This is a genomic window from Actinomadura sp. 6N118, assembly GCF_044326415.1.
Classification (GTDB): Bacteria; Actinomycetota; Actinomycetes; order Streptosporangiales; family Streptosporangiaceae; genus Spirillospora.
On the sequence record NZ_JBIRAZ010000010.1, the window covers coordinates 333,598 to 351,289 of the forward strand.

At 69.0% G+C, this 17,692-nt stretch carries 17 protein-coding genes; 3 read left to right on the forward strand and 14 right to left on the reverse strand.

Features of this window, described 5'->3' with window-relative positions:
- Window positions 1-45 precede the first annotated feature (45 nt).
- From ACH34W_RS26900 to ACH34W_RS26915, 4 genes are all read right to left on the reverse strand, one after another.
- Window positions 46-1,128, reverse strand: a complete 1,083-nt coding sequence (locus ACH34W_RS26900) for a CapA family protein (RefSeq protein ID WP_395963866.1) — start codon at window positions 1,126-1,128, stop codon at window positions 46-48.
- 91 nt (window positions 1,129-1,219) lie between these two features.
- Window positions 1,220-2,224 carry an alpha/beta hydrolase gene (locus tag ACH34W_RS26905; protein ID WP_395963867.1) on the reverse strand — a complete coding sequence of 335 codons (1,005 nt, stop codon included), beginning with the start codon at window positions 2,222-2,224 and terminating at the stop codon, window positions 1,220-1,222.
- A gap of 312 nt (window positions 2,225-2,536) precedes the next feature.
- Window positions 2,537-3,589 carry an SPFH domain-containing protein gene (locus tag ACH34W_RS26910; protein WP_395963868.1) on the reverse strand — a complete coding sequence of 351 codons (1,053 nt, stop codon included), beginning with the start codon at window positions 3,587-3,589 and terminating at the stop codon, window positions 2,537-2,539.
- Between the two features lie 10 nt (window positions 3,590-3,599).
- Window positions 3,600-4,043 (reverse strand): NfeD family protein, encoded by a 444-nt coding sequence (locus tag ACH34W_RS26915; protein ID WP_151559405.1) that lies wholly within the window; start codon window positions 4,041-4,043, stop codon window positions 3,600-3,602.
- A gap of 309 nt (window positions 4,044-4,352) precedes the next feature.
- Between ACH34W_RS26915 and ACH34W_RS26920 the strand changes: the two genes are divergently transcribed.
- Window positions 4,353-6,617 (forward strand): molybdopterin oxidoreductase family protein, encoded by a 2,265-nt coding sequence (locus ACH34W_RS26920; RefSeq protein ID WP_395963869.1) that lies wholly within the window; start codon window positions 4,353-4,355, stop codon window positions 6,615-6,617.
- 73 nt (window positions 6,618-6,690) lie between these two features.
- On the opposite strand, the gene ACH34W_RS26925 is transcribed toward ACH34W_RS26920, so the two are convergent.
- Window positions 6,691-7,023, reverse strand: coding sequence for a hypothetical protein (locus ACH34W_RS26925; RefSeq protein ID WP_395963870.1), 333 nt, complete (start codon window positions 7,021-7,023; stop codon window positions 6,691-6,693).
- 306 nt (window positions 7,024-7,329) lie between these two features.
- On the opposite strand from ACH34W_RS26925, the gene ACH34W_RS26930 reads away from it, so the two are divergent.
- Window positions 7,330-8,250 (forward strand): Rieske 2Fe-2S domain-containing protein, encoded by a 921-nt coding sequence (locus ACH34W_RS26930; RefSeq protein ID WP_395963871.1) that lies wholly within the window; start codon window positions 7,330-7,332, stop codon window positions 8,248-8,250.
- Here the strand turns inward: ACH34W_RS26930 and ACH34W_RS26935 are convergent.
- The 4 genes from ACH34W_RS26935 to ACH34W_RS26950 form a co-directional block, all read right to left on the reverse strand.
- On the reverse strand, window positions 8,247-8,483 hold the full coding sequence (locus ACH34W_RS26935; RefSeq protein WP_395963872.1) for a hypothetical protein: 237 nt from the start codon (window positions 8,481-8,483) through the stop codon (window positions 8,247-8,249). The genes ACH34W_RS26930 and ACH34W_RS26935 overlap by 4 nt on opposite strands.
- An 80-nt stretch (window positions 8,484-8,563) precedes the next feature.
- Window positions 8,564-9,331 (reverse strand): sulfite exporter TauE/SafE family protein, encoded by a 768-nt coding sequence (locus tag ACH34W_RS26940; protein ID WP_395963873.1) that lies wholly within the window; start codon window positions 9,329-9,331, stop codon window positions 8,564-8,566.
- A gap of 181 nt (window positions 9,332-9,512) precedes the next feature.
- A complete protein-coding gene (locus ACH34W_RS26945; protein WP_395963874.1) occupies window positions 9,513-10,547 on the reverse strand; it encodes an SPFH domain-containing protein in 1,035 nt (344 codons plus the stop codon).
- A 46-nt stretch (window positions 10,548-10,593) separates the two neighbouring features.
- Window positions 10,594-11,382 (reverse strand): ABC transporter ATP-binding protein, encoded by a 789-nt coding sequence (locus ACH34W_RS26950; protein WP_395963925.1) that lies wholly within the window; start codon window positions 11,380-11,382, stop codon window positions 10,594-10,596.
- A gap of 280 nt (window positions 11,383-11,662) precedes the next feature.
- Here ACH34W_RS26950 and ACH34W_RS26955 point away from each other — a divergent pair, with 280 nt between their 5' ends.
- Window positions 11,663-12,463, forward strand: a complete 801-nt coding sequence (locus ACH34W_RS26955; RefSeq protein ID WP_395963875.1) for a hypothetical protein — start codon at window positions 11,663-11,665, stop codon at window positions 12,461-12,463.
- A 219-nt stretch (window positions 12,464-12,682) separates the two neighbouring features.
- Here the strand turns inward: ACH34W_RS26955 and ACH34W_RS26960 are convergent, their stop codons facing one another.
- The 5 genes from ACH34W_RS26960 to ACH34W_RS26980 all read right to left on the reverse strand — a co-directional run bounded on the left by ACH34W_RS26960 (window position 12,683) and on the right by ACH34W_RS26980 (window position 17,557).
- A complete protein-coding gene (locus ACH34W_RS26960; RefSeq protein WP_395963876.1) occupies window positions 12,683-13,417 on the reverse strand; it encodes an RDD family protein in 735 nt (244 codons plus the stop codon).
- A gap of 89 nt (window positions 13,418-13,506) precedes the next feature.
- Window positions 13,507-13,899 (reverse strand): DUF2752 domain-containing protein, encoded by a 393-nt coding sequence (locus tag ACH34W_RS26965; RefSeq protein WP_395963926.1) that lies wholly within the window; start codon window positions 13,897-13,899, stop codon window positions 13,507-13,509.
- Between the two features lie 947 nt (window positions 13,900-14,846).
- Window positions 14,847-15,632: a PP2C family protein-serine/threonine phosphatase gene (locus tag ACH34W_RS26970; protein ID WP_395963877.1), complete on the reverse strand. Its 786-nt coding sequence runs from the start codon at window positions 15,630-15,632 to the stop codon at window positions 14,847-14,849.
- A gap of 37 nt (window positions 15,633-15,669) precedes the next feature.
- Entirely contained in the window at window positions 15,670-16,305 is a 636-nt protein-coding gene (locus ACH34W_RS26975) for a response regulator (RefSeq protein ID WP_395963878.1), read from the reverse strand.
- Between the two features lie 58 nt (window positions 16,306-16,363).
- Window positions 16,364-17,557: a GAF domain-containing sensor histidine kinase gene (locus ACH34W_RS26980; protein WP_395963879.1), complete on the reverse strand. Its 1,194-nt coding sequence runs from the start codon at window positions 17,555-17,557 to the stop codon at window positions 16,364-16,366.
- Window positions 17,558-17,692: the final 135 nt, after the last annotated feature.

A 17,692-nucleotide genomic window follows, 5' to 3' on the forward strand; every position in this document is an offset into this window, starting at 1 on the left:
CAAGATCCACGTGAAACATCGCCGGGCTGTCCGGCTTGACGATGGTCAGGCAGGCTGAGCCTTGACATCGGCGCAGTTGCGCAACCCCTCCCACTGCGTCCGAGCCTGCTGGGCAAGCGTTCCGGTGAGCGGTTGCGGGATGCCTCCGGAGATCACGGCCGGCGCCCAGTCGGCCTTGGTGACCCGGGTGGCCTTCGCCTTGGGGTCGAGCGTGAGGGTGAGAACGCCGCTCTGAGCTGTCGGGCCGTTGGAGTTGTAGAAGACGAAGTTACCGAGTCCGTAGTGGACGTACTTGCCTTTCAGATAACCGCCGGCCTGCAGCACATGTGCGTGGCTGCCCACGATGGCGTCCGCGCCTGCGTCGGCCAGTTGGGCGGCGAGCTGGCGCTGCACTGGGGTGGCGCAGGAGTTACGTTCCTGTCCCCAGTGCAGATTGACGACGACGACATCCGAGTCCTTACGTGCCTGCTGTACGGCTTGGACGAGGCGCGGCGCGTTCTTGGCCGAGGCGAGCCCGGCCTTGGCGTCGGTGGCGGTCCAGGTCTCGATCAGGTGGTCGTCGAGCACCTGGGTGGCTCCGATGATCGCGACGCGGGTGCCCTTGACGGTGATCTTGTACGGCCGGTACGCCTCGGCCGCGTTCCGACCGATGCCGATGACCGGAAACCCTGCCTGCTTGCTCGCCGCCAGGGAGTCCTGGAGCCCGGTGTCGCCGTAGTCCATGCCGTGGTTGTTGGCCATCGTCACCACGTCCAAGCCCGCCGACTTGAGCGCCCGGAAGACGGTCGGCGGGGCGCGGAAGGTGTAGTCCTTGGGCGCGGGCGTCCCGCCGGTGGTAATCGCCGTCTCCAGGTTGACCATGGCCAGGTCGGCTTGGCGGAACTGCGCCGCGATGGGCCCGAACGCGGTGTCGGGAGAGGAGGTGAGCCTCGTCGCGAGCTCCCCTTCGAAGTGCACGTCCCCGCCGAAGGCGATGGTGAGCGGGTGCTTGGCGCCGCCTCCAGGCCCCTCGCCGGAGGCGCCCACCAGCGCGCAGCCGCTCAGCGCCACCCCCAGCGTCAGCAACGCCCCAACTGCGGCGAACCGCCCTGCCCGCCCTGCGCGCCCTGCCCCACGTCCGATCGGCATCGCGGCCTCCCCGTCTGCACCGTCGTCCCCTGCTTGGATGCCGTGGGGCGGGTCCGAGTTCTGGCCGAATCGGGCGAAGTCCGGGCAAAGGTCAGGATGTTCGCTTGGCTCCGATGGACTTCATCATCAGCGGCCAGGAACGGTTCATCTCGACGATCCAGTAACCCCACTGGTGCCACCCGTCCTTGTAGATGTGGGTGGTCACCGGGATCTTGAGCTGCCGGAGACGGGCGGCCAGCGAGACGTTGGTCGCTCCGGAGACCGCCTCGCTGAGGCCTCCGACCAGCCGTGCCTTGACGAATTCCCAGCCCACGTAGGGCGGGTCGAGCTTCCCGGGGTTGCCGGTCGTTCCGGAGGACAGGTAGATCCCTGTGCCGCGCAGGTTCTTGGCCAGAACGTAAGGGTCGTGCTGCTGCCAATTGCGCGCGTGCTTGTCCGGGTTACCCCAGATCCTGAAGGCATCTTGTCCGGGGTTGAAGACGAACCCCTCGGCCATGACGATCGCCGGAATTCCCGGCTTGGTGAGGTGCACGATGCCGCTGTAAGAAGCGGCATACCTGAACAGCCCCCGATGACGCGCGGCGTATGTGATGGCACCCTGGCCACCGGACGACAGACCCATGGCGGCCCGCGCCGTACCAGCGCGGTAATTCCGCTCCATGAGCTGGATGACCTCCTTGGTGTGGAAGGTCTCCCACTTGGGCGATCCGCCCTTGCCGTAGTTGTACCAGTCCGTGTACGAGCCGTTCGTGCCGCCTTCTGGCATCACGACCATCACGTTGTAGCGGGCCGCGAGCTTTTCGATGTCCGTGCTGCGGGTCCAGGAGATGTAGCTGTCATTGCCGCCGTGGTACGCGTAGAGGACGGGCCAGCGCTTCTTCGACGTTCGAGACCATCCCTTGGGCGTGATGACGCGGACCTTTACCGACGTGCGCAGTGCGGGAGAACGCACGGTGGCGTCGAAGGTGCGTGCGTCGATCCGCTTCTGGGCCGTGATGGCGGCTCCGGAGTCCGCCTTCCTAAGCGCAGCGGCGCCCGCTTCAGCCGGTACTAGAAGTGCGCCTGCCATGACCGTTCCGATGACGGTCGTCGCCATGGCAGCCATGCGCAAACGGCGGCTTTCACTCGCCATACGTCTTCTCCGATGTCAGTGCCGCCCCGACTGTGCCGCTCCCACTGCGCCGCCCCGACTGTGCGGCCGCAGATCCCCGGCAAGTGAGCGCCTGCCCCGCGCAGGTCACCGAGACGCTAGCGAAGAAGATCATCTCGGCGACAGTGCCCTGCGCAACACAATTGACAATCGAAAGTTATGCGCTTTGTGACAAAAGTGAGCAGCCGCAGACGGCCCGTCACCATTTGCCGTTGTCAGCCGATATCAAGAAGTGACTATTGGCATCCGTTCCAATAATCAGGTGGACGCGTCGTCATTCCGGCCGACGGCGGCAGGGTGCCCGTCCGGCACTTCTTCCCCTGGTGCCAGCTCGTACGGAGGAGTCGCCGCGGTGGCGGACTGGAGCTGACCACGTTCAGCCTGTGGCCTGGGCCCGATGTCTCTCTGAGAGGATCCTGCTTGTGGCTCGGCCGAGCCCCCGAAAGCCTGGGAGACCGCCTGCAACGCGGAGGTCATCTCGCTGGGGATCACCCAGAACGTGCTGCCCTTGGCCTGGGCGAGCTTCGGCAGGGTCTGGAGGTATTGGTAAGCCAGGAGCTTGGGATCGGCGTCATGGTCGTGGATCGACGTGAAGACCCGTTCGATCGCCAAGGCCTGGCCTTCCGCCTCCAGGATCGCGGCTTGTTTGGCGCCCTCCGCCTGGAGGATGGCCGACTGCTTCTCCCCCTCCGCCGTGAGGATCTTCGACTGCCGGACGCCCTCGGCGGTGAGGATCGCCGCGCGCTTCTCCCGTTCGGCGCGCATCTGCTTCTCCATGGCGTCCTTGATGGACGGCGGCGGCTCGATCGCCTTGATCTCGACCCGGGTGACCCGGATCCCCCACTTGCCGGAGGCGTCGTCCAGGACCCCGCGCAGCGCCGTGTTGATGCGGTCTCGCGAGGTGAGCGTGGCCTCCAGGTCGAGCGTGCCGATGACGTTCCGCAGCGTCGTCGCGGTGAGCTGCTCGATCGCCTTGATGTAGTCGACGATCTCGTAGTCGGCGGCACGGGGGTCGGTCACCTGGAAGAACAGCACGGTGTCGATGTGGACGACCACGTTGTCCTCGGTGATGACGGGCTGTGCCTTGAACGCGACCACCTGCTCACGGAGGTCGATCAGCGGCTTGACCCGGTCCACGAACGGGACGATGAAGCTGATCCCGGGCTGGAGGGTGCGGCTGTAGCGTCCGAGCCGTTCGACGTTGCGGGCACGGGCCTGCGGGATGATCCAGACCGACCGCATCACCGTGATGGACAGTACGGCCAACCCGCAGATGAGCGCGATGAGGATGGCGAGGGCGAGCTCGGTCATGCGGACCTCCTCAGTCCGGCGTCGGCTCAGCCGGGTAGAGCAGGGCGGTGGCGCCTTCGATGGCCAGCACGTCGGCGACGCGTCCCGCCGGGATGACCAGATCCGGGTCGTACGGCCGGGCGGTCCACTCCTCGCCGCCGATCCGGGCGCGCCCGCCCGCGCGGCTGACCTCGGTGAGGGTGACCGCCTCGCGGCCGACCAGCGCGGCGGTCCCCGAACGCAAGGGCGGCGGCTGCTTGATGTGCCGCTGCGCGATCGGCCGTACGAGCGCCAGCCCGGCGACCGACGACGCCGCGAACACCACGATCTGCAAGCCGACCGGCAATCCGGCGGCGCCCGCCAGCCCGGCCAGCAGCGCGGCGACGGCGAGCAGGCCGAGTGCGAGCGTCAGGGTCAGCAGTTCGGCGATCCCGAGCAAGGCGGCCACGATCAGCCAGGCGACCCACGCCTCCATGGCAACTCCTTAGAGGCGGCCGATTGTCCTTATGGTCAAGGTAACTCCGGAAAAGTCCCCTCGACCATGCCCTGACCCGACCTTCCTGGGATTTCCCCCAAACCAGGCCGCCGGCAGGGTCGCGTCACCCGCACAGCAGCCTTGATGCGTGCCGTGCGGGGGCGGGATTCTGGTCGGGACTCGCTGGGTTACGGTCCGGGATCGGGGTCCTGACCAGGCATGCCGCAACAGGTTTACCTCTCAGGTATTGGCGCGGTCGAGGTATCGCGCGTCATGATTGGTACGTTCCCGGCAACAAGGAGCATCTTGATGAGCAGCACGGCCTACCGCACCTGTCCGCTCTGCGAGGCCCTGTGCGGCCTGGAGTTGACCCTTGACGACGGGGGCAATGTCACCGGAGTCAGGGGCGACAAGCAGGACCCTCTCAGTAAGGGGTTCATCTGCCCCAAGGGCGCGACACTGGGGCGCCTCGACGGTGACCCGGACCGGTTGGCCGAGCCGATGCTCCGCGACCATGCCCACCACATGCAGGACCACCACGTGGCCGGCAGTTGGGACGACGCGTTCGAGACCGTACGCCGGGAGATCGCCAAGGTCGTCGGGCGCCACGGCAAGGACGCGGTCGCCATCTACATCGGCAATCCGACGGCGCACTCGATCGCGGGTCCCCTGTACGGCTCGGCGATCATCAAGGCGCTCGGCACCCGCAACGTCTACACCGCCAGCACGGCCGACCAGATGCCCAAGCACGTCAGCAGCGGCCACATCTTCGGTGACCCGCTGGCCATCCCGGTGCCCGACCTTGACCGCACCGACCACCTGCTCATGCTGGGCGCCAACCCCCTGGAGTCGAACGGCAGCCTCTGCTCGGCTCCGGACTTCCCCGGACGGCTGAAGGCCATCTCCAAGCGCGGCGGCAAGGTGACCGTCGTCGATCCGCGGCAGACCCGTACGGCCTCGCTCGCGGACGAGCATGTGTTCATCCGGCCGGGCACCGACGCGTACCTGCTCATCGCGCTCGTCCACACGCTGTTCGCCGAGGACCTCACGAGGTTCGACGGCCTCGCGGAACGGATCAACGGGCTGGACGACCTGCGCGCGCTCGCCGTCGGTTTCGCGCCCGAACGGGTCGCCGGGATCACGGGCATTCCCGCGGCCGACATCCGCCGGATGGCCCGCGAACTCGCCGCCGCCGACCGCGCCGCCGTCTACGGGCGCATCGGCACCTGCACTCAGGCGTACGGAACGCTCAACAGCTGGCTCGTCGACGCCCTCAACGTGCTCACCGGCAACCTGGACCGCGAGGGCGGCGCGATGTTCCCGCGTTCCGCCCACTCCCCGGTCTACCGGCGCAAGCGCCCGTTCAACACCGGCCGGTGGCGCAGCCGCGTCCGCAACCTGCCCGAGGTCAACGGCGAGCTGCCGGTCGCCACGCTGGCCGACGAGATCGAGACCCCGGGCGAGGGGCAGATCCGCGCGCTGATCACCATCGGCGGCAACCCGGTCCTGTCAGCTCCGGGCGGCGCCCGGCTCGACGGCGCGTTCGCCGGGCTCGAGTTCATGGTGAGCGTCGACCCGTATCTGAACGAGACCACCAGGCACGCCGACGTGATCCTCCCGCCGCCCAGGCCGACGCAGACGCCGCACTACGACCTGGCGCTGCTCGGATTCACGGTCCGCGACTACGTCCGTTATTCGCCGCCCGCGCTCCCCCTTCCCGACGGCCGCCCCAGCGAGGCCGAGATCCTCGGCCGCCTCGCCGTCATCGCGTCCGGCCTGGACGCCACCCCGGCGGCGCTGGACGAGATGATCATCATGAGCACCCTGCAGAAGGCGTCCGCGCTGGAGGGGTCGCCGGTCGAGGGCCGCGAACCCGACGAGCTGCGCAAGATGCTCGACACCAACACCCCGACCACCGAGCAACGGCTCGACATGATGTTGCGCCTCGGCCCGTACGGCGACGGCTTCGGCGCCGACCCCGACGGCCTCACTCTCCCGCGCCTGCGCGACGAGCACCCGCACGGCCTGGACCTCGGTGCCCTCAAGCCGCGTCTCGACGAGGTCCTGTGCACCTCGTCCGGCCGGATCGAACTCTGCCCGCCCTCGTTCGCCGCCGACGCCGACCGCCTCCACACCGCCCTCGACGCGCACGCGTCCAAGGGCTCCGGCGGACCCAACGGCTCCGGCGAGCTCCTCCTGATCGGCCGCCGCCACCTGCGTTCCAACAACAGCTGGCTGCACAACGTCCCCGAGCTGGTGCGCGGCTCCAACACCTGCACGCTCCAGCTCAACCCCGCCGACGCTGAGCGCCTGGGTGTGCAGGATGGCGACCTCGTCCGCGTGACCTCCCGTTCCGGCACCATCGAGGCGGTCGCTGAGCCGACCGCCACCGTCATGGCGGGCGTGGTGAGCCTGCCCCATGGCTGGGGCCACGACAGGCCCGGTACGCGCACGGGCGTCGCGAGCCAGAACGCGGGGGTCAACGTCAACGCGGTCACCGACGACCAGGAGATCGACCCGCTCTCGGGCACGGCGGTGTTCAACGGCGTCCCCGTCACCCTCGAAGCCGTCTGAGGCACCTGGCCGGCGTGAGGCACTTGGCAGCGGCCTGAGGCACCTGGCCGACCAGAGGCCCTGGCCAGCGCAGTCAGCGGGGATGCTCGGGCGACCGTGCCGTGGGCGATCCGCCGCCGGGCGCCGAACCGTCCGTGTCCGGCTCGATCTCGGCACGGATGGCGGCGCGGAGCTCGTCAACGGTGTCCGCCTGGACGATCAGGCGGCGGCCCGCACGGAGTTCCTCGATGGTGAGGGGGTTGGCGGCGGTGCGGAACGCCCACCAGCGATCGGTGTCGCTGCGCCAAGCGCCCCAGCCGGGAAACTGGAGTTCGATGCCTTCGATGAGAGCCCGGAAGGGGTCTTCGGTCTGCGCGTACTCCGGAGTCACCGCTTCTGCGGTTTCCGGCGGCGGGGGGACGTCCATGAGGCTCGGCCTCGCCCAGGTCGCGGTGCATTCGCTTTTCACTGTAAGCGATTACTTCGTCCCGTTGAAGGCGCTGGGAGACCGGGCTCCGCACCGCTCGGGCAGTTGGACGGAACCCCTGGTTTAGGGCTTCTTACCCATTGGTAGGTACCCGACTACGTGGGTGTTCTTCCGCCCCCTCGCGGTTCCCTTCAGGACCGTCGGCCATTCCCGGGTGGCCCGGGGTACAGGCGGAGACTAATGTCGCATTACGCGTCCCATTACGGCCGTCTCAATCGACACCGGAATGCGACCCGAGGAGGGACATTGAACCGACGGGCGAGCAAGCTCTTCCGGCGCGGCGCCCGGCAGCCGACCAGGCCGCACCCTGTTGACCTGGCCGAGAGCCTCGAACACGCGCACGGTCTGGACCGTGCCATCCGGGTGATCTCGGGGACCGTCCACCGCGTGCTGCGCCCGGGGCCCGCCAAGGACGCGTTGCACGGGGTCCCCGGCGGCCACCCGGCCCACCCTCCGCTGACCGACCTTCCCATGGGTTGCTGGATCTCCGCGGCGGTCCTGGACCTGCTGCCCGGCACGCAGCGCGCGTCCAAGACCCTGATCGCCGTCGGCCTCGCGGGCGCGGTGCCGACGGCGCTCACCGGCTTGGCCGACTGGTCGGCCCTCCACAAGGAGCAGCAGCGAGTCGGGCTCGTTCACGCGATGGGGACGGCCGGCGCGAGCCTGCTCTACACGGCCTCCCTCCTCGCACGTCACCAGGGCCGCGACTCGGCCGGCCGCGCGTTCGGCTACGCGGGTCTGACGGCTCTGGTCGCGGGTGGTTTCCTCGGCGGGCATCTGGCGTTCAGGCTCGGCGCCGGCGCCAATCACGCGGACCAGGTGGCCCACCTGGTCCCTCTCGGCTGGCACGATCTGTGCTCAGCCTCCGATTTGCCCGACGGCTGGCCTGTCCACCGCCGGCTCGGCTACATCAGCCTCTTCGTGATGCGCAGCGGCGACGAGATCCACGTCCTCGCCGACAGATGCAGCCACTTGGCGGGCCCACTCCACCAGGGGCGCATCATCACCGACGACAACGCCGACCCGTGCGTGGTGTGCCCCTGGCACGGCAGCACGTTCCGCGTCCGTGACGGCTCGGTCGTCCACGGTCCCGCCACCGGCCGGCAGCCCTCATTCGAGACCCGAGTGCTGGATGACGGGACCGTCCAGGTACGTCCCGTTCCCTAGGAGTCCGTCGGCTCGCCGTCGGAGATCGGCTGCTCCACGAGAGCCAGGACCCGGCTGGCCATGAACCTCGCCGTCCGCACCGCGGTCCCGGTACGGGTCACCTCGCTGACCTCCACCACCCCGCGCCGGTTGGTCACCTCGACGCGGCGTCCCGCCCGGGTGGCGACGACCTCGTACGTCCGCGTGCCCTCGCCGCCGGCGTCGATCACGATCTCGACCCTGTCACCCTTCATTCCTGGTGGCCCCTCATCTTATCGAACATATATTCGACTTATACCCCGACAAAGGTGACCCGAACCCTCGAAACCGCTGGTCAGGCAAGCAAATTGACGATCGCCACGACCCCCACCACCACGATGACACCGCGCAGCACGAGGGGCGGGATCCGGCGTCCGACCTTGGCTCCCAGCACTCCGCCGACCGTCGCGCCAAGAGCGATGAGCAGCACCGCCGGCCAGTCGATCCTGGCCTCTCCAACGATCGACAACCCGATGAACAGCAGCGCCGCGGACCCGTTGACCACCCCGGACAACACGTTCTTCGCGGCGTTCATCCGCTGAAGATCGTCATCAAGCGCGATCCCCAGTATCGCGACCAGCACGATCCCCTGCGCCGCCCCGAAGTACCCGCCATAGACCCCCGTGGCGAGGACCCCCACCCACAACCACGGCCCGCCATGTGGACGGTGGTTCTCCCTCCTTGCCAGCAGCCAGGCCTGTAGCCGCGGCTGCACCACCACCAACACCAACGCGATCCCGATCAGCGCCGAAACAATGATCTCGAACGCGTCGGCGGGCAATCCCAGCAACAGCGCTCCGCCGATCAGCGCCCCGACGAACGAGGCGCTGCCCAGCCGCAGCAGCCGTTCTCGCTGCCCTTTGAGCTCCTTCCGGTACCCGTAGGCCCCCGCGATCGCCCCGGGCACCAACCCGATGTTGTTGGAGATGTTGGCCACCACCGGCGGATAGCCGAGCGCCACAAGAGTCGGGAACGTGATCAGGGACCCGGACCCGACGACCGTATTGATCCCCCCCGCCGCCACACCCGCCGCGAAGATAGCCGCCGCGTCCACAACGTTCAATCCGGCCCACCCATCAACGCGACTTCACTACGGCTTCCCGATCGTAGGGAGGCCCCAGCTCACCCACATCACCGGGTGCGCGATGCTACCGCGCCAACACGCCCACTCACCCCGCGTAACTAGTGGAAGCGCGGGCACGCGGAAGCGCGGGCGCTTGGGTACGTGCGGTGGGGCGCGGGGGCTAGGGGGAGTAGGGGCGGTAGTCGTCTTCGTCGCGGGGGCGGGGTGGGCCGTCCAGGTCAGTGGTTTCGGCGGAGATGTGGGCCGGAGGGGCCGGGACCGGGGCGGGGCCGTCGTTGTTGGCGGTGGCGCTCTTGACTGCGCCGAAGAAGCCGCCGAGGCCTTCCAGGGCCTTGCCCATCTCGCTTGGGACGATCCACAGCTTGTTGGAGTCGCCTTCGGCGATGAGAGGGAGGGTCTGCAGGTACTGGTAGGCGAGCAGCCGTTCGTCCGGTTTGCCCTCGTGGATGGCCTTGAAGACGGTGGCGATGGCTTGGGCCTGACCTCGGGCGCGGGCGGCCTGGGCCTTGGCGTCGGCCTCGGCGGACAGCACGGCGGCCTCGGCCTGGCCCCGGGCGCGGAGGACGGCGGAGGTGCGTTCGCCTTCGGCGGTCAGGATGGCGGACTGCTTCTGGCCTTCGGCGGTGAGGATGGAGGCGCGCTTGTCGCGGTCCGCGCGCATCTGCTTTTCCATCGCCTCTTTGATGGAGTCCGGCGGGTCCACGGCCTTGAGCTCGACCCGGTTGACCCGGATCCCCCATCTGCCGGTGGCCTCGTCGAGAACGCCGCGCAGTTCGGTGTTGATCTCCTCGCGGGAGGTCAGGGTGCGCTCGAGATCCATGCCGCCGATGATGTTGCGCAGGGTCGTGACGGTCAGCTGCTCGATCGCGGTGAGGAAGTTGGCGACCTCGTACGTGGCGGCCTTGGTGTCGGTGACCTGGTAGTAGATGACCGTGTCGATGCTGACCACGAGGTTCTCCGCCGTGATCACCGGCTGGGGGGCGAACGGGACGACCTGTTCGCGCAGGTCGACGCGGTTACGGACCTGGTCGACGAACGGCACCACGAGGCTGAGCCCGGCGTTGAGCGTCCGGTGGTAACGACCGAAGCGCTCGATGATGTCGGCCGTCGCCTGCGGCACGATCCGCACCGAGCGGTAGAGGACCAGCGCACCGACCGCAATGGCGACAACGGTCAGGATCAGCGTGGGGGTCACTCCTGGATCGTAAGTCGGCTTCCCCTTTTGGGACAGATGTGAATTTTCAGCCGAGGGGGCGCGCGTACCAGCGGCCGTTGTGGCGCTCCACGCCGAGTGGAACGCCGAAGCACTCGGACAGGAGCTCGTTCGTGAACACCTCGTCCACCTTGCCCTGCGCGACCACGCCGCCCCCGCGCAGTAGCAGCGCGTGGGTGAAGCCCTCCGGGACCTCTTCCACGTGGTGGGTGACCATGACCATGGTGGGCGCGACCGGGTCGTCCGCCAGCCGGGCGATGCGCCGCACGAGGTCCTCGCGGCCGCCCAGGTCGAGACCGGCCGCCGGCTCGTCCAGGAGCAGCAGCTCGGGGTCGGGCATGAGGGCCCGGGCGATCTGCACCCTCTTGCGTTCGCCCTCGGAAAGAGTGGCGAACCGGCGCCGGATGAGGTCGGCGCAACCGAGGGCGTCGAGCAGCTCGACGGCCCGGGTGACGTCGGTCGAGTCGTACTCCTCCTGCCACCGCCCCAAGATCGCGTACGAGGCGGTGAGGACCAGGTCGATGACCTTCTCGTCGGTCGGCACGCGCTCGGCGACCGCGGCGCTCGCGATGCCGATGCGCGGCCGGAGCTCGAACACGTCGGTCCGGCCGAGCCTCTCGCCGAGGATCTCCACCGTCCCCGCGGTCGGGTGCAGCAGGGCGGCGGCGATCTGCAGCAGCGTGGTCTTCCCCGCCCCGTTGGGACCGACGATCACCCAGCGCTCGTCCTCGTTCACCGTCCACGAAACGTCGTGCAGCAGGGTCGCGCCTTCGCGCTTCACTCCGACTCCGCGGAGCTCAAGTACATCGCCGGCCATCACGTGCATGTCCCCAACCCGCCGTGCCGAATGATCCATCGACAGCCTACTTCCAGTGGGAAGCGCCGGTTCCGTGGCCTGGAAGGGAATCGGTTCGGGATGTGTGTCTCGCCGGTGACCCCCAGGGAATGTCGTGACCTGGCCGTACGGTTCCCATCATGGAGCCGGCTGCACGCCCGGAGACGCCGTCGTCGCCCGCGAGGCCGCGAGCTCCAAGGCCGCCTGTGCAATTCTCAGCGCTTATGGTGGTCTGCATGCACGCCGCTGTTCGGAGGGTGGGATGAGCTACAACGGCGCGGACACCGCGACCGCACTGGTCGCTTGGGGCAACGCCTGGCTGTCGGGTCACGTCGGGCTCGACGAGGCCGTGGACGCCGTCGAGAACGCCTCGGGACCGCAGATCCTCGGCACGGCGCCGACCGCTGCCGACCCCACGCCGAGCGTGGCACTCCTGGACGAGGTAACGCTACGGCGCGGCCTTGGTGACCTGCGGGTGGCGGGCATGACCGCGTTCCGGCTGGCGCTGCCCGCCCCTGGCGATCCACTCGGGCTGACCGGCCCGCCCGCCTTCAACCGTGCCGCTCTCGACGCCGGGGCCGCCGTGATCGTCTCGCTGCCGGACCGCGCGCTCGGCCTGGTCCCGGTGGAGGACCGGCGCGGCTCGTCGTACGTCGGCGTCCGTTGGAACGCGCAAGACGCCGCCCCCGGCCTGCCCGACGTCCCCTCACTGGCCGAGGCCGACCGGCAGCTGACCCTCGCCATGCGCGACGCCACCGAGGCGCTGCTGACCGTGGACGACGTCTCCGGCATCCCGCCCGAGATCGCCGACGCCCTGGCCGACCTCCGCGATCCAGGCCGCAACGGCCACCCGCTGGCTCCCGGTTATCCGCAGCGTGCCCACCGCGTCGCCGCCCTCGCCGGCCGCCTCGCCGTCGTCGTCGAACTGGCCCGCCGCCTCGATGCCCATGGCCTCACCGCCGACCAGATGCACCGCCGCGGCGACGCCCTCCGCCTCCTGGACGGCGCCGTCCGCCGCGCCCTCGTGGCCGCCTGCAACAGCGCCTTCGACCCCGTACCTTGATCCGTCCCGGCGCTCACCACCCGCCGGACTCACCAGCGCTCACCGCCCGCCGGACTCACCGCGATCGATTCTCTCCCCGCCCGAACGCGGGCTTGGGAACGCCCTTGACCTGAGTCGCCTGCAAATGGCGAACGGGGCGTTCCCCGTGGAAGGGAACGCCCCGTTCAGAGGCGGAGGCGCAGGCCCGTCGTTCAGGGCAACGGGCTGCGCGTCCTGCTGCTAGCCGCGAACGACGAGCGTGTTGCAGATCTTGTCGGCGAACGTCTGCTTGCGCTCGTCCCACAGCGGCCACAGGTAGCCGATGTAGCAGGCGAAGCTGTCGGCGGCGTGCGCGAGACGGCGGAGGAACGCCATGCCGAACCCGATCGGCTGCCCGCTCTGGGCGCCCACCAGGCGGATGCCCATCTGGCGCTTGCCGATCGTCTGACCGGTCGTGCCCTCCTGATAGGTGAGCCACAGACCACCGGCGACGATGCCGATGAAGCCGATGAACGCCAGCAGGGCGCCGACGCCCGAGCCGTTCAGCAGCATGATGTAGCCGATGAAGTAGATGATGCCCGGCAGCGCACCGACTGCGAGCCAGTCGATGATGAGCGCACCCGCACGCGAGCCCCACTCGGCCAGCTGGCCGGTCGAGCCGTAGTGGTGGTGGTGCACTTCCTGGTAAGGCTGTTGACCGTACCCAGGCTGCGCGGCGGGCTGCTGGCCGTAGCCAGGCTGCTGCGCCGGGGGCTGACCGTAACCGGGCTGCTGCGCGGGCGGCTGACCGTAACCGGGCTGCGCGGGCGGCTGACCGTAACCGGGCTGGGCAGGCGGCTGCTGGCCGTAGCCAGGCTGCTGCGCCGGGGGCTGACCGTAGCCGGGCTGGGCAGGCGGCTGCTGACCGTAGCCAGGCTGCTGCTGACCGCCGTAGCCCGGCTGCTGCTGCCCGTACGGGTCGTAGGGGTTACCCACACTTGCTCCTTATTGATTGACCCTGTGGTTTTGTGACGCCCGCCGGACCCGGAGGGCTCCGCAAGTCTGGCCGACGAGGGAAGACGGCCTCAAACCCGCAGGAGACCGAGCCGGACAAGCTGCCACAGCTCCGACCCCACGAGGGCGGTACCAAGCACCCATGCACGAGCGCCCGGTCGGAGTGCCCACCACCGGCTTCCCAGTCCCAACGGTGCGAAGGCGAGCACGATCGCACCGGCGAAGGCCACCGGGTTCGCGAGCACGGCACGGACCGGATGGCCCGAACCCAGCTCGATGAACACGGTCGTACCGCCGCACAAAGGACAGGGGACGCTGGTGACTGCCCGAAGGGGACAGAGCACACCGGGGTCGTTGACACGGTGGATCCATGCCGCGCCCATGGCCGCAGTGGCCATGGCCGCGACGCGCAGCATCACACCCACAGGGCCATGCCGCGCAGCGGTGAGGGTCCGGCTGACCATGGTCCCCGGCGCACCCTGCGGTGCCCCGGCGACGGTCGCCCCGGGCGCTCCCCCCAACGAATCCTCCGCCTCGATGACTTAAATCCGAGTGACCCGTATATCGGGTTCACCCCCAGGTAGGTCAAGGCCCGGCGACCATCCGCGATCGGACCGTTACCTGAACGGCCATGACACCACCTTGATGGCAAGACTAGGACAAACCACCAAGTGAATGGGCCCCCTTTTCGTCGATGGGCGACATGTAACAGCGCACTTCAGCGCCCCGTCCGCCTCATATGGGAGCAATTTAGACCCAACCGGACTCCAACTCTCGCCACACCGACCCGAGCATCCTCAAGAAGAGCTGAACGCTCCCTGCAACCGAACTGAACGCCACCCCAACCCAAAGTGAAAGCGAGCCCCATCCCGCAAGCCTCGCCGAGCAACCACACCCAAGCCGCGATGGCACCCTGCTACGGCACGTCCGCCGGACCCGCAAAAGGCCTGCGCGCCAGAGCCAGGCCTACCGCGAAGGCAAGTCCTGCGCACGGCGGCCTGCGTACCCACCGGTTCAGATAGTGCGAGTTGGACGCGGCTGTATGCCGGGAACTCGGGTTGCTACATGGGCGGGCGGCCGCTGAGGCCGCTGCCGGGGCAGGCTGGCCCACTGGCAGCTCAGGCCGCTGCGGGGGCAGGCTGGCCCATTGACAGCTGAGGCCGCTGCGGGGGGCGGGCATATGCACTGGCAGCTGAGGCCGGTGCGGGGGCGGCCAGCGTGCCGAAAGCACGAGGTTGCTGCGTCGGCGGAAGTGCTGCGTCGGCGGACCCGCAGCGGGAGCCGAGGTTGTTGTTGGCTAGGCGGGCCAGGCGTAGGGGCGGCTCCGTTGGCTGCATGTACGGAGCGTTTGGGGCCTAGTGGAGCGTGGGGCCTCTTGGGGCGTTGGAACGGGGTGAAGGTGGGGTTGGGTTCAGGCTTGGGCGGCGGCGCCTACGGTTTGGGGCGGGGTGGTGTCGGTGACCTGCTCGGATTCCACGACGTCGGCGATCACGGCGGTGATGTTGTCGGGGCCGCCGGCGTCGCGGGCCAGCTGGATGAGGCGCTGGATGGCCCAGGAGGGCTCGGCCTCGGCGGTGAGCACCTCGTAGATGGTCTGGGCGTCGACCGGGCCACTGAGGCCGTCGGAGCACAGGAGGTAGCGGTCGCCCAGGCGCGCCTCGCGGAGGCGCAGGTCGGGCTCGCGGTCGTCACGGCCGTCCAGGACGCGGTAGAGAACGTGGGACAGGCGTGAGGTCTCGGCGGGGTCGGGGACCTGGCCGGCCTCGGTCGCCTCGGCGTTCAGCAACTTGTCCATCGTGTGGTCCTGCGTGATCTGGAAGAGCTCGCCGTCGCGCAGGAGGTAGCCGCGGGAGTCGCCGATGTGGGCGAGGGCGACGCGGGCTCCGGACCAGAGCATCGCGGTGAGCGTGGTGCCCATGCGGCTGAGGTCGGGACGTTCCTCGCGTACGATCCGCAACTTCTCGTTGGCCTCGGCCACGGCCCGGCCCAGGCTCTCGACAAGGTCGTCATTATGGGCGTCGGTGTCCAGCGAGCGCAGTGAGCCGATGACGGTGGAACTGGCGACCTCGCCGCCCGCGTAGCCGCCCATGCCGTCGGCGACCGCGATCAACCGTGCACCGGCGTAGCCCGAGTCCTCGTTGTTCTCTCGGCTGCACCCGATGTCACTGCCTGCTGCGTACCTGATTGTTACGTTCATACCGATTTCGATGACGATCCTGTCGTGGGAGTTTGTATCAGTCGCCGGCCAGGCCGTGCCGGACGGCGTACAACGCCGCCTGCGTCCGATCCTGGACTCCCAGCTTCATGAGCAGATTACTGACGTGTGTCTTCACCGTCTTCTCAGAGACCATGAGCGCACGCCCGATCTCCCGGTTGGATCTGCCCAGTGCGATCTGCACGAGCACCTCCCGTTCACGTTCGGTCAGCGCGGCGAGGCCGCGGTCGTCTACGCCCGCCGAATCCACACGCACCACTGCCTCGGCGGCGTCGGGCGCGAACAGGACATGCCCGTCGTGCACCGCTCGGATCGCCTGGACCAGCGCCTGCGGATCGACATCCTTGTATAGGTACCCAGCCGCCCCTGCCTGTACAGCCGGCAGCACGTGTCCACGTTCCGTCACGCTCGTCAAGACCAGAACGCGCGCCGCCACCCCTCGAGCCCGTAGTTCCGTCAGCGCGGCCAAGCCGTCGGCGCCGGGCATCTTGAGGTCCATCAGCACGATATCGGGCTTCAGCGATTCGGCCAGCTTCACGGCGGACACGCCGTCCTCGGCCTCGCCGACCACCTCGATGTCCTCCTGGATCCCGAGGAAGGTCCGCAGGCCCTGCCGCACGACCGGATGGTCGTCGGCGATCAGCACCTTGATCACGGCGTCCTCCCCGGAGCCAGGGTGCCAGCCGCCATGATCGCGGCGCCAGAGTCAAAGGTCATGCGGGCACCTCCAGCCGTATGACCGTGCCCGCTCCCGGGGCGGCCTCGATCGACAGGACACCGCCGATCGAACGTGCCCGATCATGCATGGACGCCAGTCCGAGCCCGCCGGGAGGCGGCTCGCTGGGCCATGGGTCCTTGCGGCCGCCACGGCCGCCGCCGTTCAGCGCCGTGGGGTCGAAGCCCGCGCCGTCATCGGCCACCTCCAGCACGACCCGCTCGCCGTCGCCCTGGAGGCGTACTTCGACGACGTCCGCCCCGGAGTGACGCAGGGCGTTGTAGAGGGCCTCCTGGGCGATCCGGAACAGCGCGGCCTCCTGGTCCTCGGGCAGCGCGACCGCGCCGTCTCCAGCGAACCGTACGGCGGTTTCGTACGCGCGGTCGAGCACCTCGACGTGCTTGCGCAGGGAGGCGGCCAGGCCGTCGGCGAGATCGGCGGGCCTGAGCTCGAAGATCACGGCACGGAGCTCGGCGAGCGCCTCGGCGGCGAGACGTTCCACCTGGCCGAGCTCCGAGACGGTACGGACCGGATCGCGTTCGGCGAGCGCTGCGGCGGCCTTGGCCGTGAGCCGGAGGGAGAACAACTTCTGCGCCACCGCGTCGTGCAGCTCCCGGGCGAGCCGGTTGCGTTCGGCCACGACGGTGAGCTCGCGGTTGTGCTCGTACAGCCGGGCATTGGCCATGGCGATCGCGGCATGCGCGGCGAAGAGCGTGAGGAGCTCCTCGTCCGACTGGGTGAAGCCCTCGCCCTTGGGGACGTTCTGCTTGTTGGCGAGGAAGATGATGCCGAGCACGTCCTCGCCGTCCTGGATCGGCACGCCCAGGAAATCCTTGAGGACGGGGTGCGGCGACGGCCAGCCCTCGAACTCCGGCTCCCGCCGGATGTCACTCAGCCGCTTGGGCTCGTTGTCGCGCAACATCGCGGCGAGCATGCCGTGCTGGCGGGGCAGGGGCCCGATGGCCTCCCACTCGGCATCTGAGACACCCTCCACCACGAACTCGGCGAACGATCCCTCGTCGTCCGGCACCCCCAGGGCGGCATATCGGGCGTCCAGGAGTTGCGCGGCGGCCCGGACGATCACCTGGAGCACCTCATGCACCGACAGATGCCGGGTCACGGCGAGCACGGCGGAACTGACGGCGTGCAGGGTCGCCCCGGGATCGCCGCAGCCGCGCTGGTCGACGCTCATCCCACCCCGCTTCCGATCGCGCCGCCTGAGCCCGTCGTGGCTCACATGTGAAGACCGTACTCTCTGGCCGCCTCATCCCAAATCAGCCCCGGGTCCCATGTGGCGTCGAAGGTCCTAGGCCCATAAGACGAGAAG